We start from the raw sequence: 26,992 nt of genomic DNA on the forward strand, positions 1-26,992 counted from the left end.
GGAAGAAAATTTCAATAGGTCGGCTTATTTCGTGGTCAAAGGCAATAAAAACTTAGCAAAAAAAGCCATCACCAATTTTCATTCTCTAGAGCACAACCAACTATCTGAATTTGCAACAACTTTTGTTGATTGGGGATTTAACTTGCTAGAAACTTACGAAGTGCTTACCCAAAGCAGATAGAACATGAAAAAAATTATCTTTTTATCTCTAGTATTCATATCCCTTAATACTTATGCACTTGCCGACGAAGATCAAAAACAAGAAACATCAGACCCGCCTTATAGCGCCGGTGAAATTGCTTGGGATATTGGGATAGGTATAGCTTCTTCTGCAACAGGAGGAGTAGCTGCTGCAAGCGGAAATGTACCTGGAGCGATTGTAGGTATTGCAAACGGAGCGAAAAACTTTTTAAATGCAGCACATAAATACAATGAAAACATTGAATACGAACGTGAAAACAATAGAGATGATGATGACGATGACCAAGAGTAAGCTCATCTCTCACCTTAAGAAGATGAGTATTGATATAGCAAGGAAGTAATTTATGTTTGAAAAGATTATCTTTATTTGCGTGATTATTTATTTTATTTACCAAATTATCATCTCTTTCAGAGAAAAAAATACAAATAAAAGAATCACAGGCATAGCCGTAGGCTTAACTATTTTTATTCTAGTATTAACAGGTTGGCCTCTAAAACTGAATGTACACCTCGCTTTCAGCGTTTTAACATTTTTATATGCTTTAGGAATGCTTTGGGAATGCTTTAGAGAAAAAAAAGGGTTTTATTTTCTAACAGGAGTGATCTTAATTATTATATCTGGATTACAATTTATCGAATTCCTAGGTTATTCAACAAGCTAAGGTAGAAGCATTTCATCACATTATATTCTTCTTCACCCGAGAACCTGTCGGGCTATCTTCAATAAGGTAGCCTTTCGATTGAATGTAATCCCGCTCCTTATCTGCATCTGCCCAATTTTTTTTTGCGCGTGCTTCTTGCCGCCTTGTAAAAGCTTCTTGGATGTCTTTTGGAATCTCTTCTTCTCTTTCTTTTAAGGGAATCACTCCAAGAACATGGTCGATTTCTTTCAAGAAAGCTAAAACTTGGCTAGCCCCTTCCTTACTGAGCTCATTTCGGTCAATGTCCCCATTGACATGACGGATAAAGTCGAAAAGAGCCGCAAGCGCCACTGAAATATTGAGATCATCGGCAAGTGCCGCATTAAAACGGTCTTTCGTTTCTTTGATTTGAGCCGATGCCCTTTTCCCCTTTTGAACCTGTTTGAGCCGATGTACAAAGTCTTCTAACCGCTGCAAGGATTGGCGGGCGGCATTGAGCCCTTCGAGTGTGAAATTGAGCTGCGTCCGATAGTGCGTGCTGAGAAGAAGATACCGAACTTCTGTTCCACTGTAGCCTTTGTCGAGGAGGTCGCGCAAGGTGAAGAAATTTCCTAAACTCTTCGACATTTTCTTTCCATTGACAATTAGATGCTCTGCATGGACCCAGTAGCGAGAAAACATTTTTCCCGAACACCCTTCTGATTGGGCAATTTCGTTTTCATGGTGCGGAAAGATGTTATCCACCCCACCCATGTGAATGTCAATTGTTTCGCCAAGAAGCTCTGTTGCCATGGCTGAACATTCGATATGCCACCCGGGGCGCCCTTTTCCAAAAGGACTTTCCCAATAGATGTCTCCATCTCGCTCCGGATCGTAGCCCTTCCACAAGACAAAGTCGGCAATTGACTCTTTTTCGTATTCATCGGTTGTCACCCTTTCAGAGGCTCCTGCTTTTAACTCAGATAAGCAAAGGTGAGAAAGCTTACCGTAAGCAGGAAAGTGACGGATGCTAAAGTAAACACTTCCTTCTTTTCCTTTATAAGCTAGCCCCTTTTTTATAAGATGCTGAATCATCGCAATCATTTGGGGAATGTAATCGATAGCAGAAGGATAGAGATGCGCTTTTTGAATCCCTAGCGTTTTCAAGTCCTCAAAAAATGCCCTTTTGTAAAACTGCGTGAACTCATCTAAAGAGACTCCCTTTTCAAGCGCTCCTTTAATCGTCTTATCGTCGACATCAGTTAGGTTCATTACTTGCTTCACTTTCAGCCCAAAAAACTCAAGTGTGCGACGAAAAAGATCTTCGAAAACGTAAGTACGAAAGTTTCCAATGTGGGCAAAGTTGTAGACAGTTGGGCCACATGTGTAGAGGGCGATTTCTTTTTTGTGAGGTGCGAGAGTGATCGGCTCTTTTTCTCTCGACTCTGTGTTGTAAATATGTAACGTCATTGCTCGCTTTGTAACATCTCATTGATCCGACGAAAGTGGATCTTCCCAGTTCCTGTCATCGGAATTTCTGCAACCTGCTTGACTCCTTGAATTTTGACAATCCGCCCAAATCCCAAATCACGCAGTGCACTGTTCACTTCTTGAGGAGAGGCCGCAAACGTTGCAAAGAGAACAAGTAGCGGCTTCCCACTTTCTTTTTCAAACACACCAACAGCCAGCTGAGGTGTTTCCTCGTCTTGAGGAATCCATCCTTTTTTCTTCGCATGTTTGGAAAGTTCTTCTTCAAGCGCCGTCAAGCTGACCATTTCTGCTCCGATTTTCACAAACCGCTTCATCCGGCCACTGTAGAGAAGAGCCCCCTGTGAGTCAAGAGTTCCTAAATCGCCACTACGATACCACTTTTCCCCGTCAATTTCAATAAACGGATTGGGAGCATTCTTGCCCATGTATCCCCTAAAAACGTTCGGCCCTTTGATACAGATCTCTCCCTGCTTTTGTCCAGAAAGTCTTTCTTCTGTTTCGGGGTGAATCACACACAATTGAACTCCTGGCAAAGGCTTACCAACTCCCTTTGGAGGCTCTCCAGGAGGACAAAGAGTTACGATCGGTGAGCATTCAGTGATCCCGTATCCTTCAATCAAAATCCGATTACCTTCGAGATTTGCTACAGAGTCAAAAAGTTCTTTCGGTGCTTTTTCTGCCCCTGTGACAAACATCCGTACTGTTTTGAGTTGTCGAGGCGTTGCCACGCGAAATAAGTTACGGTAGAAACTCGGCGCACAACATAAAAGGGTAATGTCCCGAAGGTAACAATCGCGCGCCATAGCGTGACTGTCTGTTGGATCAGGTGAAAAGAAGACACGTAAACCTGTCAAAAGAGGCAAAAGTCCCGTCACAGAAAACCCAAACGAGTGAAAAGGGGGCAAAATTCCAAGCAAGATATCATCACGGTTGATTTTTACCACGCTTAAGGCCGATTTTTGATTGGCAATGATGTTCTGATGAGTCAGAGGAACCGCCTTAGGATAGGTTTCAGTTCCACTTGTAAATAAAATCACTGCTGGATCTTCTGGCTTTATCTGATTGAGTCGAAAAATTCTTTTCAACGCCCGCGCTTTTTTTCGCGCAAGCCACGCTCCTTTCAGTTTCTCTTTCAGAGTGATCTCTTTGCGGAACTCTTCTAAAACAATTACCTTGTCTTCAAGAGAGCCCAGCTCCAAGCTATCGACTCGTTCTAAAAAGCGGCGTGAACTAAAAACAGTTTTGAGATCGAGCAGGTCATCTGCAAAGTTTAAGCTGCGCGCACCCGCTGTCCAGTTCAAGATCACAGGAATTTTTCCCGCCATTAAAATCGCGAGAATAAGAGCAAAAGCACCGACAGAAGACGGAAGTAAAACTCCAATGTATGGATCTGGCAATTGTTGAAGTTTGCGTGCCAACACAATCACACCTATCTTTAGGCGTCGATAGGTCAAAAATTTGGACACCTCATCGCCACAAGCGACAGCATTTTTCATCCGATCACAAGTGTTTAAAAACACCTCTTGCAAAGTCTCTCCTTTTGGATAGCGAACAGCAGAACGAAACTTTTCTTTTGGCCATGCATATTGTTCCTTATTTGCCACATCGATCGACTTACCCTTGACCTTTCCTTCTACAATCAATTCAAATAGATCGGCAACAGTCCGCATCTTTTCGGGAACAATCGAGTCGACATCATACCGCTCATCTAAAAAAGCCTGAATACTTGCATAGTCAAGGGAATCTAACCCGAGATCTACTGCAAGCTCCATGTCATCTTTAAAATCATTTTCCATTCGCCCAGAAAGACGCGCTAACTCTTCGTACACATCTTGGCGAATATTCTCTGGTACATCAACAGGTTCGCTCCGTCTTTCTCGTTTTTCTGGCCGCGTGATCACAGGGACATCTTTTGAAAATAGGCTAAAAGAGACAAGCTTCACTGGTTCCCGATCCGTGATGTAACCCGCATGATCACGGTACCGATTGTACCAGTTTTCCAGGTACCGATTGATTTCAAGGCGACTCCCCTTACAGGGAAAATCCGCTGGTGGAAGGGAAAACTCTACAGTCACCTTTCTCCTCGGCACAAAGAAAATCCCATTCTTTAAAATAACCTTGAGCCCATGTATTAGCATTTTCCAAAAATCTGGAGACTGACCGGTCACCGCACGTGAAAACGTGCTCCCCCAAAGACCCGTTGTGCGTACAAGGACAATTTGAACCTCTGGGCAAAGTTCCAAAATGCGGTGCACAAATGAATTCCCTCCGACAATTTCACGTCCATCAGCTTTCAAATGGCCTGAGGGATACACCAAAAAATTATCCCCTTTCTTGATCGCCTTTTGCACTTTTTGCATCGCCTTTTCGACTTCTTTGATCTTCCAGGTATTGGCCGACATTTCAAAGTTAGGCATCGGCAAGGCATTGACCCATTTCATAAAGAGATGGGCGCCCTGCATATAATAAAAGTGTTCAATCACTAGAGGTCGTGGCTGAAACTTTCCAAGCAATAGCGCATTCATCACTAAAGGATCTATCTCTGCAGGGTGGTTCGGTAAGAACAGTATCCCCCCTTTTTTCAAGGCCTTAGGATCAAGCAGTCCTTTGAGGTTCTTGACCTCAATTCGATACCGCAAGCTCAAAATGAGGCGGAGTAGAAAGCTCGATAAAAAGTAGAAGAAACGGGGCATAGCGCTCTATTTGGTGTAAAAAGATAATTCTAGCAGGTCCCTCCGAAACCTTCAACTCCCACCTATTACAGGTTGGCTCAAATAAATATTTACCTTTTTAATCGAATTGAGGTTTAAGTTGCTTTATTTCAGTAAATTGAGAAATTAAATTAATAATTATAATGTTGACAAATTAATTTATTTTAATTATAATAAAATTTAGAACGGCTTAATAGATTTTGAGATGCTTATGTCGAAAAGAGTTGATGGTGAAAGTTCAAATTCCAAACGGACCATTCCTGAAATATTAAGGAGTGTGTCACGTAAATTTCGCGATATGATCCACACGCAAGAACAAGACAAGTCCACACCACCTGAAATGCGCACCAAAAAGGCTGAGCAATTCAAGAAAAAATAAAATATTTGACTTGCCAAAAGAGATCCTTTAAAGATGGATACTTAACTTTTCGGTAAGCAATATCACCATAGGAGGTGAGGTATGAAACCCCTGCATTTTAGAATGAATCCTTTAGATAGATCTCAAGGATCAAGTTATACCAACCGTACCACCGGATCAGAAAAGTCAGGTGCCGCAAAATTAAATTCAGAAGGTATGGCAACAAAAGATAAAATTGTTGCTCTCTTAGACGTTAACTATCCGCCCGTACCAAAGTGGGAATCAGACAAGACTTTTAAGGAAGCTTTAGAACAAACTCTTGGACGCAATATTTCACAACAAGCTCCAAATCAAGAGTCGACACATTCGACAAATGTTGCGAAAGACTACATGGTAGGGGGTTAAATACCTCGCAATAATCGGATTGGTCTGTATCCTCCGAAGAACCCAAAAAGATTGGGTTCTTTTTTTTAATCTGAATTCTGAGTTTATTTTCCCTAGTGCTCCATAATTCTCGGTATATTTGATGATGGAAAGGGGCAAACCATCCATTTTGAAGTAGTTTGAGTATAAAAGGGAGAGTCCCTATTAGAAAAAAACTCCCTCAATTCGTCATAATAGACGCTGAATGAGAGAGGTTTGAAGATGTCCATTCTCCTGAATCTTGTTACTGCAGTTGTGTTTATTGCTTTGGTCTGTTTCCTGACCTACAAAACTGTTCTACCTGTATGTTTAAAAATCATCGACCAATCTATAAAATCTCCCGTTTTCCGCAAGTGTCTCTGTATATTATTAGCGCTTGCTTTTGGAGTTGTGGGGACATTTCAACTAATCGACTTTTTCCATGAAACACTCCAAAGCATGTCCAAGTTTTTCCCTCTTTCGTTTTTATCCTCTGCCATTTTTTTATATTTATTTTTTGCGCGATCAAAAACTCACACTTAGACAAGAATCGAGCCCGTCTGTATCTTTGGGGGAACTCAAAAAATTAAGTTCTTTTTTTTATGTCTATTGAAGTGCGTAAAGTTTCATCTGCCGAAGATTATGAGAATTGCCTTCGTATCCGGCGCAAAGTGTTCATCGAAGGAATGAATGTTCCAGAAGAGCATGAAATCGATGCCTATGAAAAAGAGGCAACCCACTTTCTTGCGCTCTACCATGGCACTCCAGCTGCAACAGGCCGCATACGACTCAAAAAAGGATTCGTGAAATTTGAGCGAATCGCTACTCTTTCAGAATTTCGTGGCAAAGGACTGGCTAGCGCGCTGATGGAAGCAATGCAGCAAGAAGCCCTAGACCAGTATCCCACATACTTGCCGGCAATGCATGCTCAAGTGAGCGCCCTTTCGTTTTATCTTAAACTTGGTTGGGTGACCGTGGGTGCTGTTTTCGAAGAAGCTGGCATTGATCACCAGGTGATGATTTTACCTCCACAAGATGTTTCTAAATTGAGGTGTCTCACCGATCCTGCAACGCCACAGCCTATCCTTGACTATTTAAAGTCTCAATGACTTGTTTGAAGAGTTTTCCTTCATCTTCAAATGTGACGTGATCGAGAAGATCTTTAAGTGCAATCCACTTTCCTTGGATGACCTCAGGGGAGTCGACAAAGTACTTGGGATTGACTTCGGCAAGATAATATTGAACATGTTTGTCGATGAGCTCACCGTCTCGCTCGAATTTGTAACAATGGGTTAGATAAGAGTGAGGCAAGTACCGAATAATAGTCATCGAGGTTTCTTCTTTGAGCTCTCGTTCAGCACTTTGCTTGGGAGATTCACCTATTTCACCATGCCCCTTAGGAAAGCCCCAATAGTTTCCTTTTAGGTGCAATAGAATGAAGACTTCCCAGTAATTTTCTCGATAAGTGAGTGGGACAATCCCATAGCAGAGTTCTTTCTTCATTCCTTATAAGGTGCTAGCAAGATCACAGAATTATGCCCCCCAAATCCAAACGAGTTGGACATGGCTACATCGACGTTAAAATCAATGGCATGATCGCGAATCGGATCAATATCGCCAAGTTCTTCTTCGGGATCTTTGAGGTTGATGGTTGGGTGCAGTTTTGAAGTTTGAATGGCTTTGACTACTGCAACTGCTTCGATTCCCGCAGCAGCACCTAAGCAGTGCCCTGTCATCGATTTCGTTGCATTGAGTTTCACGTCTTTGCAGTGGTCGCCTAAAACCGAACGTATGGCGCGGATTTCGCAAAGATCTCCAGCTTTCGTTGCTGTGGCATGCGCATTGATATAGTTGATACGGTTTTTATCAATCCCAGCATCGTCTATCGCGCTCTCGATACATGCAGCAACACCTGACCCGTCTTCACGAGGACTAGTCATGTGGTAAGCGTCAGTAGAAATGGCACCCCCAAGATATTCGGCCAAAATTGGCGCGCCCCGTTTTTTGGCATGCTCAAGTTCTTCTAGAACAAGAACACCTGACCCTTCACCCATGACAAACCCGTCGCGGGATTTATCAAACGGACGAGAAGCACCTTCCATGTCATCGTTACGCTCCGAAAGAGCTTTGATGACAACGAAACCGGCAACTCCAATGGGGTTAATGGGAGCTTCGGTTCCTCCACACAACATGAGGTCTGCATCCCCTCGTTGGATGTGTTGAGCAGCAGAAACTATACAGTAGTTAGCAGTCGCGCAAGCTGTTGAAATCGAGTAGTTCGGCCCGGTAAAGCCTAAGTCAATGGCGAGAAGAGCACCACCCATATTAGTGATGATATAAGGGACAAAGAAAGGAGTGATTCGGCTAAAGCCTTTGTCAAAAAGAGTCTTATTTCCTTCGAAAAAGACACTCATGCCTCCCATTCCGGAGCCAATGAGAACTCCACATCGGCCTTTATCAAGCTGCTCTAAATCTTCTTGCTTGAGGTTTGCAGATTCTAGAGCCTTCTTACCAGAAACCATCGTGTAGCGAATGAAGGGATCGACCCGTCTGGCTTGCTTTTTATCAATGTAATCACCTGGATCAAAGTCTTGAACTGAGGCTGCAAAGCGGGTAGGATATTCTTCGCAAGGAAAGGCGGTGATGGGGCGGACCCCACTTTTTCCTCGGAGTAAACAATCATAAAAATGGTCTACATCCTGTCCGAAGCAGGACACTACGCTCATTCCCGTGACGACAATACGTCTTTTCTTCATTTTTCGCCTTACCTCTTTTCAAGTGCGCTAGTGGAAACCTCAAAGTCGACATCGATGATTTCTCCATCAGCCCAGAGCCTTTCTAACTGATATTTTTGCCGCATTTTGGGAATAAATAGGTGAACGATAATCTCAAAAAAGTCGAGAACGATCCAATCGCCTGTTCCCATCCCTTCGACCTGCACCGATTTGCGCCCTTGCTTTTTCATGAAATCTTCTATCTCATGAGCTAGAGCTATCACGTGTCTTTCGACGTTTCCATCGGCAATTAAAACAAAATCTGTAACGGCTGAGACCCCTCTAACATCGAGCGCAATAATATTAGTGCCTTTTTTCTTATAGAGAGTCAGTGCGAGTTCTCTGACCAGTTCGGAAGAGTCCGATTCCATCAATCAACTTCAAATAAATAATCTTTGTTTTAAGAAGTATAATATAATCGATTTACATATATGTAGTCTAGGACTTTTGCGGGAATAAGATGACCGCAGAATAATCTTCTTTTAAGTCTCTCTCGAAGAAGAGTGCTGCTGATATCCATAGCAGAAATTTGAATCCACCCCTCTTCTAATTTTGATTTGATAGTTGGTGGAAGCATTTCCAAACGGCTCGGATCAAATCCGTGGCGTGTGCCAACGAGTGGCGGAGCCATTTCCAAGAGTTTTTCAGGCTTTTTCCAGCTGCCAATTTCATAGGCTGAGTCTTCAGCCATCATGAGAAAGAAATGCTTCCACTTCCCTTCTCGTTTCTTAAGAAGGTCGATAGTTTCAACGGTATAAGAGGGAGGTGGACGCCCGATTTCAATTTCGGTCACTTCAGTCCATGGAATATCTTCGATTGCAAGCTTGACCATTTCTAGACGATGGAAATTTTCAGCTACTGCTGGGCGGTCTTGTTTTGTGGGTGAGAGCTGCGTAGGGCAAAGAAGAACTTGGTCTAAGCGACATTTTTCTTTAAGTTCAACCACCAAGTTGAGATGTCCCAAGTGAATGGGATCGAAAGTCCCCCCGAAAAAGCCAATCCTTAAATCACTTCCCAATGTTTTTCCTCGGAAATTTTTCGCATCTTGCCGCTTGGGTTCACAACAATCGCTCTCCCCGCTGCATAGAGGAAGGGAAGATCGATCATACTATCTGAATAGGCTGTGACTTTTTCCCTCTTGGTTTTGAGTTTCCGAATGATTTTTTGTAAGTAGTTGGCCTTTCCATCCCCAAGAAGAATGGATCCCACCTCTTTGAGGGTTCCCTTTTCATCGGTGAGATATTCAGAGCTGTACCACTCGGTCACTTCTAAATAGTTGGCAATAGGGCGCACTAAAAACGAAGGAGAATTCGAAATGATCACAGTATGATGCCCTTCGTGCTGAGCACGACGTAAACGGGAATAGGCTGGCATGTAGAGATAGCGGTAAAAATCAGCTTCTAAAAAGTTCTGAACTTCATCTTCAATGCGCTTCAAGGGTTGACCTTGAAGAAAGCGACGGAATACTTTTTTGTGTAAATCTTGCAGCGGCATGCCACAAAGCTCGTACTGCGACTTGTAAATCAATGCACGCAAAAACGACAATGGATGGAAGATCCCTTTTTTAATCAAATGACGGTAAAAAAGTAGACTACAATTAGAGTGGACTAAAGTATGATCCAGATCAAAAGCGCTTACGGAAATCAAGATTCTATTTCTGCAATTTTTTCTTCTAATTGATCCACGGCTTCGACTTCCTTATCGAGATGGATCTTGGCACTATCATAAAGCTCACGATAGGTCATTGCCTTTTCAAAGTCAAGACCTGATCCTCCCATTTCTTTCCGGTAGTCTTGAACCTGCTGTTTGACCTGATTTAAGAGTTCTTCCCGCTCTTCCAAAAGATTCTCCAGCTCATCTAGAGTATCGGCTTTTTCCCCTTTCTTATCTAAAATAAAACTTCGCAAATCGGAAAAGTTCCGTTCAAAAACCTGTTTCTCAGCAACAGCAAGCTTTAAACTCTGAAAAACTTCACGCAAGCGTCCCTCAGCTTCCTCAAGAGACTCTAAATTCAAAGCAGCTTCATTTGCGAGTATTGTGGTCAGCTCTGTTTTAAGTTCTTCGATTTGCTTACGATCTTTTTTCTCTTTAGCATCAACTTTTTCTTGGATCTTATCTAAGGCTTCATTGCGGATTTGCTGGATTTCAGCACGCATCGTTTTGACATCCTCTCGGCTTAGAGGAAGCGTGCGCATTTCGCTTTGCAAAGTAGAAATTCTCTCAAGAATTTGCTCTTTAGAGAGGCTCTCAGCATTAGAACAAAACGCTCTTAACTCTTCGATTTTGGGGGCAAATTCTTCTTTATTTTTCTCAAACTCTTTTGAACGCTCTTCGTATTCTTTTTTTCGATCCTTTTCGACTTCTTTGATCTGATCCCAACATTCGCTGAGCATTTTGCGCGTTTTGGTGAAGGCTTGCGTGTTAAGGGTAAGCAGTTTTGCTAGCGCTTGAAGACTTTTAATCTCATCACGGAGCACGAATGGTGGAACCGATTTTTCACCTTCTTTTTGAGAAAACCGATGAGAAACAAAATAGTCGACATCGTTGATAAATTTTTCGCTGATTTCTTTAATGAGCTCTTTGCGACGAGGAAAAACCTGATCGCCAAGCTTTGAAAGGCGCTTCAGCAATTTGTTTTTAACGCTGATGCGCATATCCGTTCCAATGGCTTCTTTTCTCAAGGCATCTAAACGGCTGACAAGCGTTTTAAGAAAATGTAGTTCTCTTTGAGGTGCCTGATACTCTTCCTGTTTTTTGATAAACGTATGGGTGTTTTTGGGGAATTCGAGGTGAGGCTGTTCTTCAACAAGTTGATCGTATTTTGCAAAATCAGCTTCAAGAGCTTCAATTGCAAGTTCAATTTGTTCAATAGAAAAAGCTGTTTGTTCATCAATGATTTCTTTAAGTCGGCGAGCTTCTTGGTTGAGTTCGGCATATTCCGACCAGAGGTGATTCCTTTTGATCGGATTCATTTGTTCTTTAAAGAAAGGGGAACAGAGATGTTTGGCATCCCAAAAATCTTTAAGGCGAGGGCCTCCTGGCTCAGAAAGGGCTTCTTTCATGAATGAAATTGCTTGCGCGATTTTCTCTTCGATTTCTTTGAGCTGATCAATTGCCTGCTTGAGAGCAACAAAACGTTCTGAAACATTTTTCGGTTCAGACTTTTTCTCTGAATCAGTTTTCTCTTTTTTTTCTTCTGTTGCCATGTTGAATGTTACCTGAAATAAAAAATATGAAAGGAAATTGCAGGCTACTGACAATTGTAAAGATTTCACACAATTTCTGCAAGGCTGTTTCGGACATTGCAAAAAACTGCTGCTGCCCTTTAAACTCTTCTCAAGATGAAATGCCTTTTCAAGAGTCTAAAAAAAACCGTAATTGGCCTTGCGATTCTCCTATTGGGAACCGTTGCTTGGGATTTAGGCCATATTGCCTACTATCGTAGCTGGTTTTCAAATCAACTGCTAAGTCTCCCATACACTCCTCAAAAAGCGCAAGAAATTGACTCCCTTTTAAGCCAAACATTTACCTTTATCGACAATGGATCTAGCAGCGAAGTGTTTGCTTCAGAAGATGGACAAGCTGTGATCAAAGTCTTTTTTGAAAAGCCCTACACTGCGAAATCTCGCATCATTCGTCCTTTCAACCAGTTGGCTGCCCTGAAGAAAGAACTCAAAATGAAGAGAAAAAGGTGCCAGGCATGCATGAACTCCTATGCCCTTCTCCCTCAAGAAACCGGGATGATTTACTATCACTTGATGCCCACAAACACCTTCAATCGAATAGTTTTGCTTAAAAATCCGGATGGAACCAGCCGCATGCTCGATCTCGACAAAGATGCTTACTATATCCAGAAAAAAGCTGAAGTAACGAATCATTACCTCGAGTACTGTGTGAGAAGTGGGCATGGAGAAAAAGCTCAGCAAGCGATTACCGATTTACTCGATTTCACCCTTCTTCTTTCTCGAGAAGGAATTGTAATGGTAGATCTTCAATTTACGAGCAATTTTGGGTTCATCAAAGATGTTCCTGTTCGGATTGACATTGAACACCTTCGGTTCGAACGGTCATGGAAAAAAGGGTATGAAGCTCACCTATCTATGCAACTGAAGGATTTTCGAAAGTGGATACACACTCATCTTCCCCCCGAATTCCTCACCTATTTTGATGAAGAGGTTGCCCGCTTAAAAGCAGAGGAAAAGAAGTGAAACGTCGTACAAGAATGACTTGGCTTATTTTTCTTGGACTCATGGTCGCTGCTGGAGCGGAACGCTCTTTTTACTATTTAAAAGATGGCTTTTCGCCAAAGAGTATTACCTCCAAACTCCCTTCACATCCCCACTGGAATACTGCTATTTCTGAAGAAGACAAAACGCTTGCATTAGAGATTTTATCTCAAGACTTCCATTATCTAGGGAGTGGAAGTCAAAGCTTTGTCTTTACCACCAGTGATGAGCGCTTTGTGATCAAATTCTTCAAACACAAAAGATGGCAACTCAATCCTATCTATGAATACCTCCCCCTTCCCGCTAAACTTGAAGCCAAAAAAAAACGTTGGAAAGAAAAGAAATTAGGCACAGTAAATAACACGTTTCTCAGCTGTAAAGCTTCTTATGAGCTCTTTAAGCGAGATACTGGTGTCATCTTTGTCCACCTCAACCACACAGATGATTTAGGCATAACGTTGCAAGTCAATGACCGGCTTGGACTCGCTCATAAGCTCAATCTTGACTCTCTCCAATTCGTTTTGCAGAAAAGAGCCATTCCAACCGATGTTTACCTTCTCTCTTTGCGAGAAAAAGGAAAAACAACACAAGCCAAAAAGGCCCTTCGAGAAATGCTTGCTTTTACAAAGAGGCGTGCTGAACTTGGGTATAGCGATAAAGACCCTCATCTCATTCGAAATTTTGGTTTTTTAGATGACCAAGCAATTGAAATTGACGTTGGAGGATTTCACAAAGATCCGAAAAAAGATTTTCACTACTATCAGACATTTGAGCTCAGTCGCATTCAAAACAAATTACTACCATGGCTTGAGGAAAACTACCCTGAAATCGCCCCTTACGCAAAAGAAGAAATCGTTAATATCGGCTCTCATAGTCCTGGAGAATAAGCTCAAGTACTTTTTGATAGCCATGGATGTCAATGTCAACCCAGCGAAAGAGTGGTTCTTTTCGAAACCAAGTGAACTGCCTCTTTGCATAGCGACGTGAAGCTTTTTTAAATTCCCACACAAACCGCTCCCAATCACTGTCAGTTCGCTCTGTCTCAAGAAAATTCAAGCATTGCCGGTATCCAATGGCTTGAGCTGCTGTGATGTTATGTCGAAGCAGCTCTTGCAATCCTTCGACTTCTTCGATAAACCCTTGAGCAATCATTTCATCACAGCGCATTTCAATGCGCGGGTAGAGAATCTCTGTTGGAAAGTAAAGAAACCAACAGCGGAAATCAAATTCTTGAGTGACTTTTGCCTCTCGAGGTCCTTTAAAATCACTAACTTTCTTTCCTGTAAGAGCGATGATTTCGAGAGCACGAATGATTTTGTGTCTGTCACGAAAATTGATTGTGTTTGCATACTCTGAGTCATATTGTCTCAGCCGTTCATATAGCGCTTCAGGCCCAAACTTTTCCATGTCTTCTTCGAGCTTTTCACGAATTTCGGGGGAAGCAGGCGGCCCTTCAGGAGGACCATAAATCAGCGAATGAAGGTAAAACCCAGTTCCTCCAACGACAATGGGAGTCCGTTCTCGCCTCAAAATTTCCCGCATCGCAGTTGTTGCCTGCTCATAAAACTGCATCACATTGAAGCTTTCGTGCAGATCACAAATGTCAATAAGATGGTGAGGAATCTGCAACATTTCTTGAGTCGAGACTTTTGCTGTTCCAATGTCCATGCCTCTGTAAACTTGAACAGAATCAGCAGAAATGATTTCCCCATCGATTAATTTTGCCATTTCAAAGGCTAAGCGGGACTTTCCAGCCGCCGTGGGCCCTGCTATGACAATGACTCGCTTGTTTAAGTGAGGATCTCTATTGCGTTGTCTATAAGGAAGGTAATCTGGGGCTTCGTGTTGAACGATGCCATCATGCATGGCTTCACTCCATAAGCGGGTCTAAAAAGCATTGATAGCTTCTTGCTCTGTTGGGTAAATGCTTAAGATACGCTCAAAACCTGCCATTTTGATGATCTCCATAACTTCTTCACTAATGGAGCAAAAATGGAGCTTCCCTCCAGAACCTTTTAGCTTTTTCGTTGTAGAAAGAAGAAGGCGCATTCCAGCACTACTTAAATAATCGACTTTTGCAAAGTCGAGTATGAGGTCAGTTTTTCCTGCTGAAATAAGTTCTGTAAGTTTATTCTCTAAAATAGGGGCAGAAGCCGCATCTAGTCTTCCTTCAATCCGAAGAATGGTCTTTTGCTTAACTTCATTAATTTTGACGTTTAACCCGACTGTCATTTTGATTCCTTTCGAAGCATGCTATAATAGACAGAATACTTATTAAAATAAATATTGTAAACCACTCACCGTTTTTTCAGTGAGTGGTTAATACTATTGAACAATTTCCAATCGAACTTTTCGGCCAATACGCGCAGCAACTGTCATTGCAATGGTACGGAGAGCTTTAATCGTCCGCCCTTGTCGTCCTACCAACTTTGCAACATCTTCATTGTCGACAACAATCTCCACTACTGTACTCTTTTCACCGTCAAATACGCTGATTTTCACATCATCGGGTCGATCGACTAAGTTCTTAATTAAATAGCTTACAAATTCTTCCATGTCATACCTTCACATTATCGTTTTTACATGATGCTTCCCACACTTCGATGAATCTATAGATATAAAAATCGTGCACGTGAAACTCACACAGGTACTCTAACATTCCTCGACTATTTGGATCAATCATTTCTCAATTTTCTCTTAAGATCTTTTGCAACTTATTTAATGCTAGATTTTAACGCTAATCATTTAAAAACAACATCTTGCGAAAAAATTTTTTCTACACTAATTAATTAGATTCGAGTTAAAATAAAAATGAGGAGGAGGAAACTCATATGCTTAATCCCTTATTCAAAACACCCGAAAATAAATCCAAAGCCCTTGGGGAAGAGCTTTTTGAGAATGTCTCGAGCTTTTTTGCCTGGTACGAATGGGTCAGACATGCCAATGATTCTCCAGATGGAATTCGGGACCTTTTGACCATCATGCTAATCACTCAGTGTCAAACACTCACAGCCGAGCAAGAAAAAGGAGCTTTGCAAAAGCTTGAGACTGTGAGAGAGAGTTTAGATGGGGGAACAATGCGTTTTGATCAGATTCCTCAAGCCCTCAATCGTATTCTCGAATTTCTAATAGAAGCTAACCCTAGAAGCCGTCTGATTCACTACGCTTTAAAGATTGAGATTGCGATGCGACTCAAAAATAAATCTCCATCAGATGAGCTTGTCACTTTAATGGAGGAGATGATGAAGCGGGTACAAGCCTATATGCCTACCATTCAAGCTGAAGCGATCGCTTACCGGCTCCAGCAATTTCTCGAAAGCCCCCTCTCTGACAAAGACATTGGAGAACTCAAGAATCATCTCTGGACATTGATGAAGTAACCGTTTCAGAAAGCCACTCGAGATAGCTTGTATTTCCAGCAAGTATCGAAAAGACCAAAATCGCAGGAACGTCATAGTTTGCATGTGTTTCGATATAAGACTTAATTCTTTCAAAATGAACTGATTCTGTCTTAAACAAGACCTTAACTTCTTGGTCTGCTTCTATTTTCCCTTCCCAACGATAGATAGACTCGATATGTGGCACGATATTGGCGCAAGCGACAAGCCTTTGTTCGACAAGCTCTCGCGCAATCTTTCTCCCCTCTTCGAGACTTGAGCAGGTCCATTCGATTTGAATGTATTTATCCACGTTTTTTTTCCTTGATAAATGCCAATTTTTGAAGACGTAGGTCGATGATTTGGTCTCCTTCAGGAGGTTGAAGGAGAAGATACCGCTTGAATTCCTGTTGATAGCCTAAGGGGGTGAGGCGAAGATAGTGCTTACCAGCCTCAGTTTTTAGGACTAAGACGACCTCTCTTCGACCTAATGAGGGGTGTGTTGCCTCTGACACATCAAGAGACTCGACTTCAAAAAAATCAATTTCTCTTTCGAGATAATCGAGAATTTCAAAGGCTAGCGCTCGATTTTTCACGGGTACACACCAACGAGCCTGAGGCTGTCCCAGATAGAGGCGTGGCATGTTTTTTGGGGTGTAAAAAGGTGAAAAGGGAAAAGGATGTCCTTCCCGATCGAGTGCGAGATTTTCATAATCAGCTAAAAAGACATAAGGTTTACGCATACTATAATCAATCGATAGAATCCCAGGGGCAATCCGTTTAACTTTGGCTTCTTTGATAACAGGGCTTTTTAAAAGCTTCTCTTCAGCAACCCTTTCTTGAATTCCCTCTCTTGACTCATCACTAGAAAGGTTGAGTAGTTCAGCTAAGTAAGCCGTCTTGAGCGCTTCTTTTTCAGGACCTGTTTGAGCAATGATTTGAATGGGAACGCCGGCAACTCGGCACGCTTTTCTTTCCTGATAGAGATGATAAAAATAAGAGCCACTTGCCAAGCACAAAGAAATGAAAACAATCGTGCTAAATAAAAGCACTCGTCTCATGTCAAACTCTCCAGGATTTTAGGACCTAAATATGTGATGTCCCCAGCGCCGATTGTCACAACCACATCTCCTTCTTGAAATGTGGGAAACGTTTTCCAATAAATGCTTCCAGAAATTTGTTGAGATAGTTTCTCACCCGTGATTCCTTCAATAGGTGTTTCACCCGCGGAGTAGATGTCTGTAATGTGTACCTCATCTGCCGCCTCAAATGCGGTTGTAAACTCTTGCATGCAATCTCGCGTGCGGGTGTAACGATGAGGTTGAAAAATGGCAACTAAGCGGCGCATCCCGATGGCTTGTTTCAGTGAAGTCAAAAGAGCTTTCACCTCTGTTGGGTGATGAGCATAGTCGTCATAAACAACAATCCCTTTACTTTCTCCTTTTTTTTCGAGCCGCCTCTTCACTCCCTTAAAAGTTTGAAAGGCTTTTCTGAGCACATCTTCCGAAACGCCATAAGTCATTGCTAAGGCCCAAACGGCGCATGCATTCAACGCTTGATGCCTCCCTACTTGAGGGAGCACGATGTTTTCATACCGCTTCTCTTCATGCGCAATCGCAAAGCATAGTTGCATCCCTTCCTGGCAAACGGATTGAAGTTGCCATGCAGCTTTATTTGATAAGCCATAAGAAATCCCCCCCAGATCAAGTGAAGTCAAAAGAGGATCATCTCTGCACCATATCACAGTTTTCACTTGAGTAGCGAACTGTCTAAACCCTTCGATGAGCTTCTCTTCATTTTCCCAAAAGTCCAAATGCTCAACTTCCAAGTTGGTCAAGATAGCTGCTTCGCCCCTATAGTTTAAAAAAGAACCGTCGCTTTCATCAGCTTCTGCAATGAACCACTTGCTTTTTCCATATCCCCCATTTTGCTCGGTATTTTTTAAGATTCCCCCGACTGCGTAAGAGGGAGAAAGCCCTGCAGTCAGAAAAACCCATGTAAGAAGGCCGGATGTAGAAGTTTTCCCATGTGTGCCAGAAATGAGCAGTGGGGTTTGCTCTGCCATCAGCTTCTCCAAAAATTGGGAGCGATGATAGAGAGGACACCCTAATTTTTTTGCTTGCTCTAGCAAAGGATGTCCCTTTTTGATGGCGCTACTAAAGACAACTTGTGACTGTGGGTCGATTTCGTCGCTTATCACAGCTCCTTTGTCTTCTAAAGCGCGTAGCACAGGAGTCTGGCTCTGGTCTGATCCTGACACTTTTTCTCCTTTTTCAAGAAGAATATGCGCTAAAGCGCTCATCCCAATGCCACCGATTCCTAAAAAATGGGTCTTCGTATTCATGCCATTTAGTTTGGCATTTTCCCCTCTATTGGGCAAGCGCTGGACGAAAAAAAAATTGTCGTTTATCTAAAAGGTATGATGAAGAGTATTTTGACACTACTTTGTACCCTCCTTTGGCTCCCCCTTCAGAGTTGCACCGATTTTTTACTTAAAGATGCACAAGGGGAAGCTGTCGTGGGACGTTCAATGGAATTTGGGGTCAACTTAGAGCCTCAAATCCTACTCATTCCCTCTGGAGAAAAATACACCAGCCGAGTTTTTGACAACAAGACCGGTCTGTCTTGGACAACTCAATACAGCTACGTTGCCATCACATCATTTGCTGATGAAATCGTGACAGATGGAATGAATGAAGCGGGACTTTCGTTCGGATTACTGTGGTTCCCCGATGTGACAGAGTATCCAAAGTTGAATCCAGCAGACAGCCAAAACTCAATTGCATTAAAAGATCTTGGAAGTTGGATCTTAGGAAACTTTTCAACTGTTGATGAAGTTCGTGCAGCTATCCAAAAAATCCAACTTTGGCCTCACAAAGTGCCCAAAATCCCCTACATCCCCCCAGTTCATCTCTCAATTCACGACAAAAGTGGAAAAAGCATTGTTGTAGAATACCTCAAAGGAAAAGTGATGGTTTTCGATAATCTAGTTGGAGCTTTAACAAACACTCCAGAGTTTCCCTGGCAAGTGACTAACTTAAGCAACTATCTCAATCTCTCACCAATTAGCGAAACCCCTCTCCGTTTAGAAAATATTGAGATCCACCCTCTTGGGATGGGGTCTGGCCTTCTAGGAATCCCTGGAGATTGGACGTCTCCTTCCCGTTTTGTTAGAATTGTCACCTTTAAAAACATCATCCATAAAGCTTCAACCCCCCGTGAAAATGTCAATGCAGCCTTTCACCTTCTCAACACGGTTGATATTCCTTTTGGAGCACTTAAATCAGCCGATGGGAGCTACGTTTCCTACACGCAGTGGGTTGTTGTGAAAGATCTTAAAAACCTGCAGTTGCACTACCGCTCCTACGATGATTTGAATATCAAATCCATCAAGTTAGAAGGAAATAAACGGAGAATTTTCCCTCTTAAATAACAAGAGAGAGTTCTCTCAAATTCTCAGAATTATTGATGAAGAGAAGAATTAAATGGCCCTTTTCGACATAACCCTGCAGATTAAGTAAAAGAAACCTAGAACTCAGTTAAATAAGATGATTCATTACAAGCTAGAAGGAAATGGTTCTCTCACATTCGTGTGTTTACACGGACTTGGTGGATCTTTAGCTGACTTTGACTTTCTCTCGCAGCGTTTACAAAAAAACTATCAAATTCTCCGCGTTGACCTTCGCGGATTTGGGAAGTCTGAAAAGCCTTTAGTTCCACCCTACAATTCAGAGCTTTGGGCAAGAGATGTGAAACAACTACTCGACTCTCTTAACTTAGAGCATGTGGTTCTTCTAGGGCATTCCATGGGAGCGCGAGTCGCGACTTTTTTCGCTTATCTCTTTCCTAAAACAACAATCGGGTTGATCACTCTCAATATCACTTCTTGGGGAGCCAACCCTGCAGCACAAGAAAAGCTCGCTCGGTTCGCCGAGCGAATAGAAAAAATGGGAATGGATCCAGCAAAAGTAATGATTCCACCTTTTGACAATGAAACCCTTAAAAAGCGGGTAACAGATTCGATAATGAGTTGTGATCCTCAGGCGTTTGCTTTAGCCCTCACCTCCGTTGCTCATGACTATGGGAATGAACAACCTCCTTCTTTCTACAAAGGGATCTCCTGTCCGACTCTTATCATTCTTGGCGACCGGGACACAGCACCTCTTCAAGGAGCCTTAGATCTTAAACGCCAGCTTTCTCAAGCCTCTCTAGGGATGATCCCACGCTGTGGGCATTATTCGCTTTTAGAAAAACCCAATCTCGTTTCTGCTATGATTACCGACTTCTTAGATGGTGTCGTCAAATAATATTTCGTGAAAGAGGACTTACTAGGAGAAAAGTTTAAGATGACCGATGCAGGAAGCCCCAAAGTGGGCTTGCGAAGCAGGGCACGGAGCAGTAATAGATGTACGCTAAGCTAATAGCTGTTGCTGCGCAATAATAGAGATTTTGAGTCATTTTTTCCTCCAAAAACCCATAATAAATTGCGCAATATTATATCAAATCAACGAATTAAAATATAACGAACAAATTATCAAAATATTAAAACTAAAGCATGAAGTCGAACACTTCTATTAATGAGATTAAAATAGAAATCGTTTCAAGCTTCATGCAACCTATCTAATATACCTTCAACAATTTAACGTGCCGTGCGAGATCTGCGAAGAGTTCTATTATCACGTTGATAAGGTTCTATTCTCTCCATCGTATCAACCTTATAATATCGCCAAGAACACATATATAAATCTATCACCGGGAAAATAATAGAAGAAAAAATGTGAACAATAACTGCGTTATAAAAACAAGAAATCACAACAGGAAATTTTAACACTAGGACCGAGTGTAGCAAAAAACATCCAGCAGTGCTAAGTACAAGCAGTAGGAATTGGGTAATATGACCATAATGAGATTCTCGCCCTATCTCAGATGTTAAAGCTATAGTCATCATTAAAAACCTTTTGGTCTCGACGTCTTTGACTAAAATGGGAAGGCCAACAAATACCGTTTTTATGAACATCCATGTCATTAAATCGCGTATTTTCTCGATGACTTTGATCATTTCCTCTTTGCGGTCTTGAGGGCTCATCTCTTTATACTGAGAAGAAGACGCGCAATATTGAGATGGCCTATTTCGAAAGTTGTAAGTTAAGCTAGCTATTCCTAAAGAACAATAAATACTTTCAATCATTTTTCCTCCAAAAAACATAAAAATGCAATTGCGTATCATTATGCAAAATCAGACCGTTAATCTCTAAACCTTAAAATACTACTAACCTGTACTCTAGGTTTATTTTGCTTAGTCTCAGGAGGGAGAGTTCTCTTAAATTCTCGGTGTTTTAGCCGAAGGGAAGGGCCAAACGATCTTTTTCGAGGCAAGAAGACTGAGAATAAAGAGAAAAATCTCTGAGAATGAGTGAAATAAACCCAGAGTTCAGGCTGCTAAATGTAGAGCTAAATATTGCTGGAGGGCTGCTTTTCATTGATGAAAAAAATGACTGTCAGCGCGGCAAAAACTGCGACAATACCCCATAAAATAAGGGGAAGTTTGATAATAGCAGTTGCGATAAAACCACTCAGGATGGCCGAAATAGATTCAGCAGCAACTTGCATCGATTGGTTATTCCCCATCACTTTTCCTTGAATTCTCTTATCGACTGCTGTCGAGAGAAGTGTCGCACACGATGGCAAACAAAAAGCTAAAGCTGTTGAAGTGAGAAACAAAGTGACCCAAAGCGCATTTTTTTCAGGCGGAATCACAATAACAATCATAAAAACAGCCATGAACAATGCTGAAATGATCATTGCTTTCCTCGGAGTGATGTAACGAGAAAGAAAACCTGTTAGCCATAAATTGGACAAAACAATCGGAACTGCAACCCAAGCAATAAAGTGAGAAAGTTCATTGACTCCCATTCCAAACTCTGAGGTCAAATACATAGGATAACAGCGGAAAAAACCAAAAATCGAGAGATAAACCAAAAAGTTGGAAAAATAATAAATCCGAATATTTTTCGAACTAAAGATCGAAAAGATATTTGTAAAAGCTGCAAAATAGCGAATTTTCTCAGTCGAATAATCCTTATCGTGTGTCTCTTTAAATGCAAGCATTGTCCAGATCAAATTCATCAAAAGAAGAAGTGTTGTCGTAAAAAAGGGAGTTGAATAGGAAAACCAGGAGACTAACTCTCGATTAGCAAGTTTTCCTCCAAATAAGGGTCCCATGATAAAGGCAAAGCTCACACTCGTATAAATATATCCAAAAAAACGTCCCCTATTTTTTTCATGGGTAAGATCTGCTATAGCTCCTTGCGCAATGGCAATATTTGCTTCAGACAGCCCTGCAAAAAAAGTGAAAAAAATGACCCAGAAAATGTTTCCAAAGTGGAGGGAAAACGAAACGAGTGCATAAAAAATGGTCGCAGCAGAAAGAGAAATAACAAGCAAACGCTTTCTTCCGAAGTGGTCTGATAAAGCCCCAAACACTGGAGCTCCTAAGAATTGCCCCAATGGGTAAACAGAAAGGGCAACTCCCAAAAGGATCGTTCGAAGCGACTCTGGAAAGTGGTGAGGCAAAACAGACCCACTTCCATGAAGTAGCATGGGTGTGAAGATCGTGATCATCAAGCTATAGCCAAAAAAACCGAGAAAAATGACAAAATAAAGAGGAAAAAGACGTTTTAACATTGATTGACTCATAGAATAAGTTAGTATTTATTTGTCACTCTATACTCAAACTACTTCAAAAATTACAATTTTTATGATTATTTGTTTACAAAATCAAAAATCACTGAACAAAAGTCTTCTTTGTTTTCTGCTTCTTTGAAGTCCTGAAGAGACTTTTTCATCGAATTGAGTTTTTCTCTTTGGCTCTCAAGAAGGTCTTCGATAATTGATACAAGGCGATCTGAGCTGAGCTCTCCTTCGGGCAGCTTTACCCCACCTTTGATTTCTTCGGCAACAAATGAAGCATTCTTCCCTTGATGGTTTTCTGTCGCATGGGGATAGGGAATGAGAATTCCTGGAATGGTAAACTCAATTTGTTCGGCAAGAGTTGCCGCCCCAGCGCGAGAGATACTCAGGTCAGCTGCAGACCAAGCAAAATCCATCTTATCTTCAAAGGGTTTGACAGAGGCTGGAATGTTGTATTTAGAGTAAACCTCGCGAAGCTTTTCAGCACGCTCGGGATTTCCAACAATGTGCACAACTTGAAAGTTAAAGTTTTTCGCGAGAAGTTTTTCAAGAGAGGCACAAAAGAAACGGTTGATGGCTTGAGCACCTTGAGACCCACCAAAAATAAGAAAGGTGAGTTTGTCTTTGTCGAGCTGATAGTATTCGCGCGCTTTTTCTGGAGTGATTCCGTGATTTTTTTTCAGAAGAGGCATCCGAACACAGATGGTTTTTCCTTTGAGATATTTTGCAGCACGTTTGAAATGGATGGCTGTGAACTTTGCCCAACGGGAACATAGGCGGTTGACTTTTCCTGGAACGGCGTTGGATTCAAAGAGAATGATCGGAACGCGGCGAAGTTTGGCGGCAAGTAAAATGGGAAAAGAATGAAAACTTCCAAATCCAATAACAACTTGAGGCTTGATTTTACCTAGGTGATGGAGGGATTGAAGGGTTCCTTTAATGAGATGCCAAAAGGCTTTGAGTAGTTTAATAGGGTCTTTTTTATAGGGAGTTGCGCTAGCAATCTCACGGTAGGGAAAATGGCCTTTTTGAAAATAAGGATTATTTTTCAGGCCAGGACTCATAAACACAGCTTCTAGCTCGGGCTCTCGTTGAATTAGGTCAAGAGCAAGAGCTTGAGCTGGGAAAAGATGACCTCCGGTTCCCCCTGCTGCAATTACAATTTTGTGTAGCTGACGACCTTTTTGCATGATAACTGTTTCTCCATCTCTCGCTTCGGTTTTCTTGCGACATTGACAATCAATGTCAGAGCTATCGTATTGGCAATAAGAGAGGATCCTCCTTGGCTAAAAAACGGTAAATTTGTTCCCTTACTGGGAAGTAGGCCGGAAACGACACCTAAATTCAAAAAGGCTTGCAGCGACACTAAAAAAGTCATGATCGCCGCGATGATATAACCCTGCTTTTCTCCCGCAAGAGAAGCATTGCGGAAACCACTATAGGCAATGACCATATAAAGTAATACTAAAAACAAAATTCCAAGAAACCCAAACTCTTCGGCATAGATGGCGGCAATGTAATCACTGCGAGCTGTTGGCAGATAGTTGAGCTTTTGCACACTTTCTCCGACTCCCTTTCCCGTTATCCCTCCTGAACCGGCTGCAATCTTGGCTTGATAAGGTTGGTGTCCCTTCCCCAGTAAGTCAAGTTCGGGGTTCATGTAAACTCGAAGACGGTGTTGGACGTGGGTCATTTGAAGCGCACAAAAGATGCCAAGAGAGCCTAAAACAAGAACTGGAAGAAGCCAATAGAGCCACCGGATTCGGCAGAGAAAAAAAAGCGCCATCATTGTCATGAGTAATATCGCCACAGTCCCATTATCGGGTTCGATCAAAATGAGGAAGAGAGGCACACAAAAAAGGGCAATGATCTTGTAAAAAGTTTTCCATGACATTTTCTCTTCTTTTTTGAAAAAGAGGTGAATGAACATGAGTGGCATCATGAGTTTCATGAGCTCAGACGGCTGAAATGAAAAAGGGCCTAAGGCAATCCACCTATAGGCTCCATTGATTTGTTGTCCGATTCCAGGGATGAAAACGGCAATTAAACAGGCGAGTAAGAGATAAAAAAGAACTGGTGTCCACTTCAGAATTTTTTGGTAGCCATAAAACCAAACAAGCATGGCTAAAGCAATGCTAAAGCAAGCGTAAATGATCTGTTTCATGGCAGCATGGTGAGTGTTCACCTGAAGGTTGCGATCGAGCACCTCTGCTGAAGTGGTCCCAAAAACCATGAGCAGTCCGATCGAAAAAAGGAGGGTGATACACCCTAAGAGAAAAAAGCTACTTTTGTTCACTTGATTCTTAACTTATCACCTGGTCTCAAACGTTTGGCTTTCGCATCATCCATGTTGTTGAGTTCAAGTAGTTCGTCTACTTGCATCCCATTTTTTTGAGCAATTGTCCAGGGATTGTCTCCCCCTTTAACAATGTAGAACTTCCCTTCTGCTGGAGTTATTTTCTTCACGACATTTTTTTGTGACTTCGCAGGAAGTTTCAAAACCTGACCAATTTGAAGTCGAGAAGAAGAAAGACCATTGAGCTTCATAATCTCTTCAACTGAAACTCCATTGTTACGGGCAATCCGTTCTAAAACATCCCCTTTTTCAACAGTGACAGTGCGAAAGTCTTCTGCAGTTGCTTTCAAAGGAGCCTTAGGAGCTTCTGCTTGAGCGACGGCTTTAGGTTCAGGAGTTAAAATAGGAAGAGGAAGCGACTTTGTTTCGGCGCTTTCTTTTTCGACAACTTTTGCACTATATTCGCTGATCACTTGATCAATTTGATCCCCACTAGAGGATGTCTTTGCCGGTTTTGTAACAGCTGTTTCAATTGCTGCGACTTGTTCGAAAGCGACTGCAACAGAACTTTTTTCTTCACGCTGACTTGGTTTGACTGCACTGACAAAGAGCACAACAAGGAGCCCAGCATTGATCAGTGCTGCGACAATAATCATATCTCTTCGGTTCATATGCCTCTCCTCAACTGCTGAATCGAATTCTTAAATACTTCCCCTCGATGCGCATAATTTTTGAATTGATCAAAACTTGCGCAACCGGGAGAGAGCAAAACTGTATCGCCAACTTGGGCTATCTGACTAGCATGATGTGTGGCCTCTTCAAGAGTTCCCATCTGATGGATTTCGTAATAAGGTGTTAATATTTCTTGCAACATCAAGCCAGCCTTTCCAATTGTCAAAATGGCTTTTACTTTTTTTCCAAGCCCCTCTTTCCAAGACTCAAAAGAGAGTCCTTTACTGTCCCCTCCAACTATCAGAAGGATTGACCCTGGAATGCGCTCTACTGCATAAAGAGTCGCAGCAGGGTTAGTTCCTTTACTGTCGTTGATAAATGTCACCCCATTCCATTCACAGACATATTCTAGGCGATGTGGAGGTTTTTCAAAAGTCTCTAAGGCCTGAAAAAATGCTTCTTTGCTTAAGTTAAACTTCTGACAAACCGCAAATGCAAGCGCCAAAGTTTCTTGGTCTAGTTTGGCCCAGTATCCCTCCTTCAACGATAGTTGTAAATAAGAATCCGCATCAATCGATTCCACCTGGGAAAACCGCCCATCATCTAACTTTTTTGGGATAAAACAAACACCTCTTTCTTTCAAGCAATCGATAATGCGCCATTTGGCCTTGGCGTAAGCTTCAAATGAGGGATAACGATCCATGTGATCTGGCGTAATATTCGTGAGGATTGCTGCATCGAGAAGTTGTGTTTGCAGGGTTTCTAGTTGGTACGAACTGAGTTCAACCACAAGTAAATTTTCGCTCTGATCCGATGCTGCATAGGCTGCTAAACTTTCACCGACATTCCCAAGTGCTTTGCCTCCTAGAGCATGGGCTAGAAAATTTGTCAGTGTCGTCTTCCCATTAGTTCCTGTGATTCCAATAGCAGGTCCCTTAAGATGACGAAAGGCAAGCTCTGCCTCCCCAATGACAGGAACGTTTCTTGCTTTCATAGCTGTCGGAATGGGATGGCTTTGAGGAATTCCTGGTGATAAAACTGCGAATTCAAAGTCACCAGCTGGCACTTCAACTGTTTGCTCTGCAATGGCCACCTCATAGCCGAGTTTGAGGAGAAGCTTTTCTGCCCCTTTCCCGCTGATCCCATATCCTATAACAAGTGCTCGTTTCATATC

The 26,992-nt window shown here is 42.1% G+C and carries 30 protein-coding genes; 11 read left to right on the top strand and 19 right to left on the bottom strand.

The features are described 5' to 3' along the window. Nucleotides 1-31 precede the first annotated feature (31 nt). From SNE_RS13210 to SNE_RS08720, 3 genes are read left to right on the top strand one after another with little or no spacing between them, the layout of a single operon-like run. A complete protein-coding gene (locus SNE_RS13210; protein ID WP_158307234.1) occupies nucleotides 32-181 on the top strand; it encodes a hypothetical protein in 150 nt (49 codons plus the stop codon). 3 nt (nucleotides 182-184) lie between these two features. Next, nucleotides 185-493: a hypothetical protein gene (locus tag SNE_RS08715; protein WP_013944041.1), complete on the top strand. Its 309-nt coding sequence runs from the start codon at nucleotides 185-187 to the stop codon at nucleotides 491-493. A gap of 52 nt (nucleotides 494-545) precedes the next feature. After that, nucleotides 546-863 (top strand): hypothetical protein, encoded by a 318-nt coding sequence (locus SNE_RS08720; protein WP_013944042.1) that lies wholly within the window; start codon nucleotides 546-548, stop codon nucleotides 861-863. A 15-nt stretch (nucleotides 864-878) separates the two neighbouring features. On the opposite strand, the gene cysS is transcribed toward SNE_RS08720, so the two are convergent. Further along, entirely contained in the window at nucleotides 879-2,291 is a 1,413-nt protein-coding gene (gene cysS / locus SNE_RS08725) for a cysteine--tRNA ligase (RefSeq protein WP_013944043.1), read from the bottom strand. After that, nucleotides 2,288-5,005, bottom strand: coding sequence for an AMP-binding protein (locus SNE_RS08730; RefSeq protein ID WP_013944044.1), 2,718 nt, complete (start codon nucleotides 5,003-5,005; stop codon nucleotides 2,288-2,290). Before SNE_RS08730 ends, cysS begins: the two co-directional genes overlap by 4 nt. 229 nt (nucleotides 5,006-5,234) lie before the next feature. On the opposite strand from SNE_RS08730, the gene SNE_RS13215 reads away from it, so the two are divergent. The 3 genes from SNE_RS13215 (at nucleotide 5,235) to SNE_RS08740 (ending at nucleotide 6,892) form a co-directional block, all read left to right on the top strand. After that, nucleotides 5,235-5,402 carry a hypothetical protein gene (locus SNE_RS13215; RefSeq protein WP_013944045.1) on the top strand — a complete coding sequence of 56 codons (168 nt, stop codon included), beginning with the start codon at nucleotides 5,235-5,237 and terminating at the stop codon, nucleotides 5,400-5,402. A gap of 81 nt (nucleotides 5,403-5,483) precedes the next feature. Next, nucleotides 5,484-5,786: a hypothetical protein gene (locus SNE_RS08735; protein ID WP_041418987.1), complete on the top strand. Its 303-nt coding sequence runs from the start codon at nucleotides 5,484-5,486 to the stop codon at nucleotides 5,784-5,786. Nucleotides 5,787-6,385: 599 nt separating this feature from the next. Continuing rightward, nucleotides 6,386-6,892 carry a GNAT family N-acetyltransferase gene (locus SNE_RS08740; protein ID WP_013944048.1) on the top strand — a complete coding sequence of 169 codons (507 nt, stop codon included), beginning with the start codon at nucleotides 6,386-6,388 and terminating at the stop codon, nucleotides 6,890-6,892. On the opposite strand, the gene SNE_RS08745 is transcribed toward SNE_RS08740, so the two are convergent. Genes SNE_RS08745 through SNE_RS08770 form a run of 6 tightly spaced genes read right to left on the bottom strand, consistent with a single transcriptional unit; the run spans nucleotide 6,864 to nucleotide 11,763 of the window. Beyond that, a complete protein-coding gene (locus SNE_RS08745) occupies nucleotides 6,864-7,286 on the bottom strand; it encodes a bis(5'-nucleosyl)-tetraphosphatase (protein ID WP_013944049.1) in 423 nt (140 codons plus the stop codon). The genes SNE_RS08740 and SNE_RS08745 overlap by 29 nt on opposite strands. Further along, complete coding sequence (gene fabF, locus SNE_RS08750) at nucleotides 7,283-8,539, bottom strand: beta-ketoacyl-ACP synthase II (protein ID WP_013944050.1); 1,257 nt, start codon at nucleotides 8,537-8,539, stop codon at nucleotides 7,283-7,285. The genes SNE_RS08745 and fabF overlap by 4 nt, the downstream gene beginning before the upstream one ends. A gap of 8 nt (nucleotides 8,540-8,547) precedes the next feature. Beyond that, on the bottom strand, nucleotides 8,548-8,928 hold the full coding sequence (gene rsfS, locus SNE_RS08755) for a ribosome silencing factor (protein WP_013944051.1): 381 nt from the start codon (nucleotides 8,926-8,928) through the stop codon (nucleotides 8,548-8,550). A 29-nt stretch (nucleotides 8,929-8,957) separates the two neighbouring features. Further along, nucleotides 8,958-9,575, bottom strand: coding sequence for a nicotinate (nicotinamide) nucleotide adenylyltransferase (nadD, locus tag SNE_RS08760; RefSeq protein WP_013944052.1), 618 nt, complete (start codon nucleotides 9,573-9,575; stop codon nucleotides 8,958-8,960). Continuing rightward, nucleotides 9,560-10,204 carry an HAD family hydrolase gene (locus SNE_RS08765; protein ID WP_158307235.1) on the bottom strand — a complete coding sequence of 215 codons (645 nt, stop codon included), beginning with the start codon at nucleotides 10,202-10,204 and terminating at the stop codon, nucleotides 9,560-9,562. The genes nadD and SNE_RS08765 overlap by 16 nt, the downstream gene beginning before the upstream one ends. Continuing rightward, the gene (locus SNE_RS08770; RefSeq protein ID WP_013944054.1) at nucleotides 10,201-11,763 is read right to left on the bottom strand and encodes a hypothetical protein; all 1,563 of its coding nucleotides are present in this window, start codon (nucleotides 11,761-11,763) and stop codon (nucleotides 10,201-10,203) included. The genes SNE_RS08765 and SNE_RS08770 overlap by 4 nt, the downstream gene beginning before the upstream one ends. 135 nt (nucleotides 11,764-11,898) lie before the next feature. Between SNE_RS08770 and SNE_RS08775 the strand changes: the two genes are divergently transcribed. Next, complete coding sequence (locus tag SNE_RS08775; RefSeq protein ID WP_013944055.1) at nucleotides 11,899-12,765, top strand: hypothetical protein; 867 nt, start codon at nucleotides 11,899-11,901, stop codon at nucleotides 12,763-12,765. Next, nucleotides 12,762-13,670: a hypothetical protein gene (locus tag SNE_RS08780; protein ID WP_148258997.1), complete on the top strand. Its 909-nt coding sequence runs from the start codon at nucleotides 12,762-12,764 to the stop codon at nucleotides 13,668-13,670. Before SNE_RS08775 ends, SNE_RS08780 begins: the two co-directional genes overlap by 4 nt. On the opposite strand, the gene miaA is transcribed toward SNE_RS08780, so the two are convergent. The 3 genes from miaA to SNE_RS08795 form a co-directional block, all read right to left on the bottom strand. Further along, entirely contained in the window at nucleotides 13,639-14,649 is a 1,011-nt protein-coding gene (gene miaA / locus SNE_RS08785) for a tRNA (adenosine(37)-N6)-dimethylallyltransferase MiaA (RefSeq protein WP_013944057.1), read from the bottom strand. The genes SNE_RS08780 and miaA overlap by 32 nt on opposite strands. A gap of 21 nt (nucleotides 14,650-14,670) precedes the next feature. After that, on the bottom strand, nucleotides 14,671-15,015 hold the full coding sequence (locus tag SNE_RS08790) for an STAS domain-containing protein (protein WP_013944058.1): 345 nt from the start codon (nucleotides 15,013-15,015) through the stop codon (nucleotides 14,671-14,673). 93 nt (nucleotides 15,016-15,108) lie between these two features. Further along, entirely contained in the window at nucleotides 15,109-15,339 is a 231-nt protein-coding gene (locus SNE_RS08795; RefSeq protein WP_013944059.1) for a KH domain-containing protein, read from the bottom strand. A 275-nt stretch (nucleotides 15,340-15,614) separates the two neighbouring features. Between SNE_RS08795 and SNE_RS08800 the strand changes: the two genes are divergently transcribed. After that, nucleotides 15,615-16,163, top strand: coding sequence for a hypothetical protein (locus SNE_RS08800; RefSeq protein ID WP_013944060.1), 549 nt, complete (start codon nucleotides 15,615-15,617; stop codon nucleotides 16,161-16,163). Here the strand turns inward: SNE_RS08800 and cutA are convergent. The 3 genes from cutA to murC are packed head-to-tail and all read right to left on the bottom strand — an operon-like array spanning nucleotide 16,132 to nucleotide 18,504. Next, nucleotides 16,132-16,473 carry a divalent-cation tolerance protein CutA gene (gene cutA, locus SNE_RS08805; protein ID WP_013944061.1) on the bottom strand — a complete coding sequence of 114 codons (342 nt, stop codon included), beginning with the start codon at nucleotides 16,471-16,473 and terminating at the stop codon, nucleotides 16,132-16,134. The two genes, SNE_RS08800 and cutA, sit on opposite strands and share 32 nt — an antisense overlap. After that, nucleotides 16,466-17,221: a cell division protein FtsQ/DivIB gene (locus SNE_RS08810; protein WP_013944062.1), complete on the bottom strand. Its 756-nt coding sequence runs from the start codon at nucleotides 17,219-17,221 to the stop codon at nucleotides 16,466-16,468. Before SNE_RS08810 ends, cutA begins: the two co-directional genes overlap by 8 nt. Then, the gene (gene murC / locus SNE_RS08815) at nucleotides 17,218-18,504 is read right to left on the bottom strand and encodes a UDP-N-acetylmuramate--L-alanine ligase (RefSeq protein ID WP_013944063.1); all 1,287 of its coding nucleotides are present in this window, start codon (nucleotides 18,502-18,504) and stop codon (nucleotides 17,218-17,220) included. The genes SNE_RS08810 and murC overlap by 4 nt, the downstream gene beginning before the upstream one ends. Before the next feature lie 75 nt (nucleotides 18,505-18,579). On the opposite strand from murC, the gene SNE_RS08820 reads away from it, so the two are divergent. Continuing rightward, nucleotides 18,580-19,593 (top strand): linear amide C-N hydrolase, encoded by a 1,014-nt coding sequence (locus SNE_RS08820; RefSeq protein ID WP_013944064.1) that lies wholly within the window; start codon nucleotides 18,580-18,582, stop codon nucleotides 19,591-19,593. A 115-nt stretch (nucleotides 19,594-19,708) separates the two neighbouring features. Then, nucleotides 19,709-20,467: an alpha/beta fold hydrolase gene (locus SNE_RS08825; RefSeq protein ID WP_013944065.1), complete on the top strand. Its 759-nt coding sequence runs from the start codon at nucleotides 19,709-19,711 to the stop codon at nucleotides 20,465-20,467. Between the two features lie 1,144 nt (nucleotides 20,468-21,611). Here the strand turns inward: SNE_RS08825 and SNE_RS08835 are convergent. The 5 genes from SNE_RS08835 to murD form a co-directional block, all read right to left on the bottom strand. Next, nucleotides 21,612-22,844, bottom strand: coding sequence for an MFS transporter (locus tag SNE_RS08835; RefSeq protein WP_013944067.1), 1,233 nt, complete (start codon nucleotides 22,842-22,844; stop codon nucleotides 21,612-21,614). Nucleotides 22,845-22,921: 77 nt separating this feature from the next. Beyond that, nucleotides 22,922-24,040, bottom strand: coding sequence for an undecaprenyldiphospho-muramoylpentapeptide beta-N-acetylglucosaminyltransferase (gene murG / locus SNE_RS08840; RefSeq protein WP_013944068.1), 1,119 nt, complete (start codon nucleotides 24,038-24,040; stop codon nucleotides 22,922-22,924). Next, nucleotides 24,007-25,146 carry an FtsW/RodA/SpoVE family cell cycle protein gene (locus SNE_RS08845; RefSeq protein ID WP_013944069.1) on the bottom strand — a complete coding sequence of 380 codons (1,140 nt, stop codon included), beginning with the start codon at nucleotides 25,144-25,146 and terminating at the stop codon, nucleotides 24,007-24,009. Before SNE_RS08845 ends, murG begins: the two co-directional genes overlap by 34 nt. After that, nucleotides 25,143-25,817, bottom strand: a complete 675-nt coding sequence (locus SNE_RS08850; RefSeq protein WP_013944070.1) for a LysM peptidoglycan-binding domain-containing protein — start codon at nucleotides 25,815-25,817, stop codon at nucleotides 25,143-25,145. The genes SNE_RS08845 and SNE_RS08850 overlap by 4 nt, the downstream gene beginning before the upstream one ends. Next, nucleotides 25,814-26,989 carry a UDP-N-acetylmuramoyl-L-alanine--D-glutamate ligase gene (gene murD / locus SNE_RS08855; RefSeq protein WP_013944071.1) on the bottom strand — a complete coding sequence of 392 codons (1,176 nt, stop codon included), beginning with the start codon at nucleotides 26,987-26,989 and terminating at the stop codon, nucleotides 25,814-25,816. Before murD ends, SNE_RS08850 begins: the two co-directional genes overlap by 4 nt. Nucleotides 26,990-26,992 lie beyond the last annotated feature (3 nt).

Origin of the sequence: Simkania negevensis Z (assembly GCF_000237205.1) — a bacterium.
In the GTDB taxonomy this organism is placed as follows: Bacteria; Chlamydiota; Chlamydiia; order Chlamydiales; family Simkaniaceae; genus Simkania; species Simkania negevensis.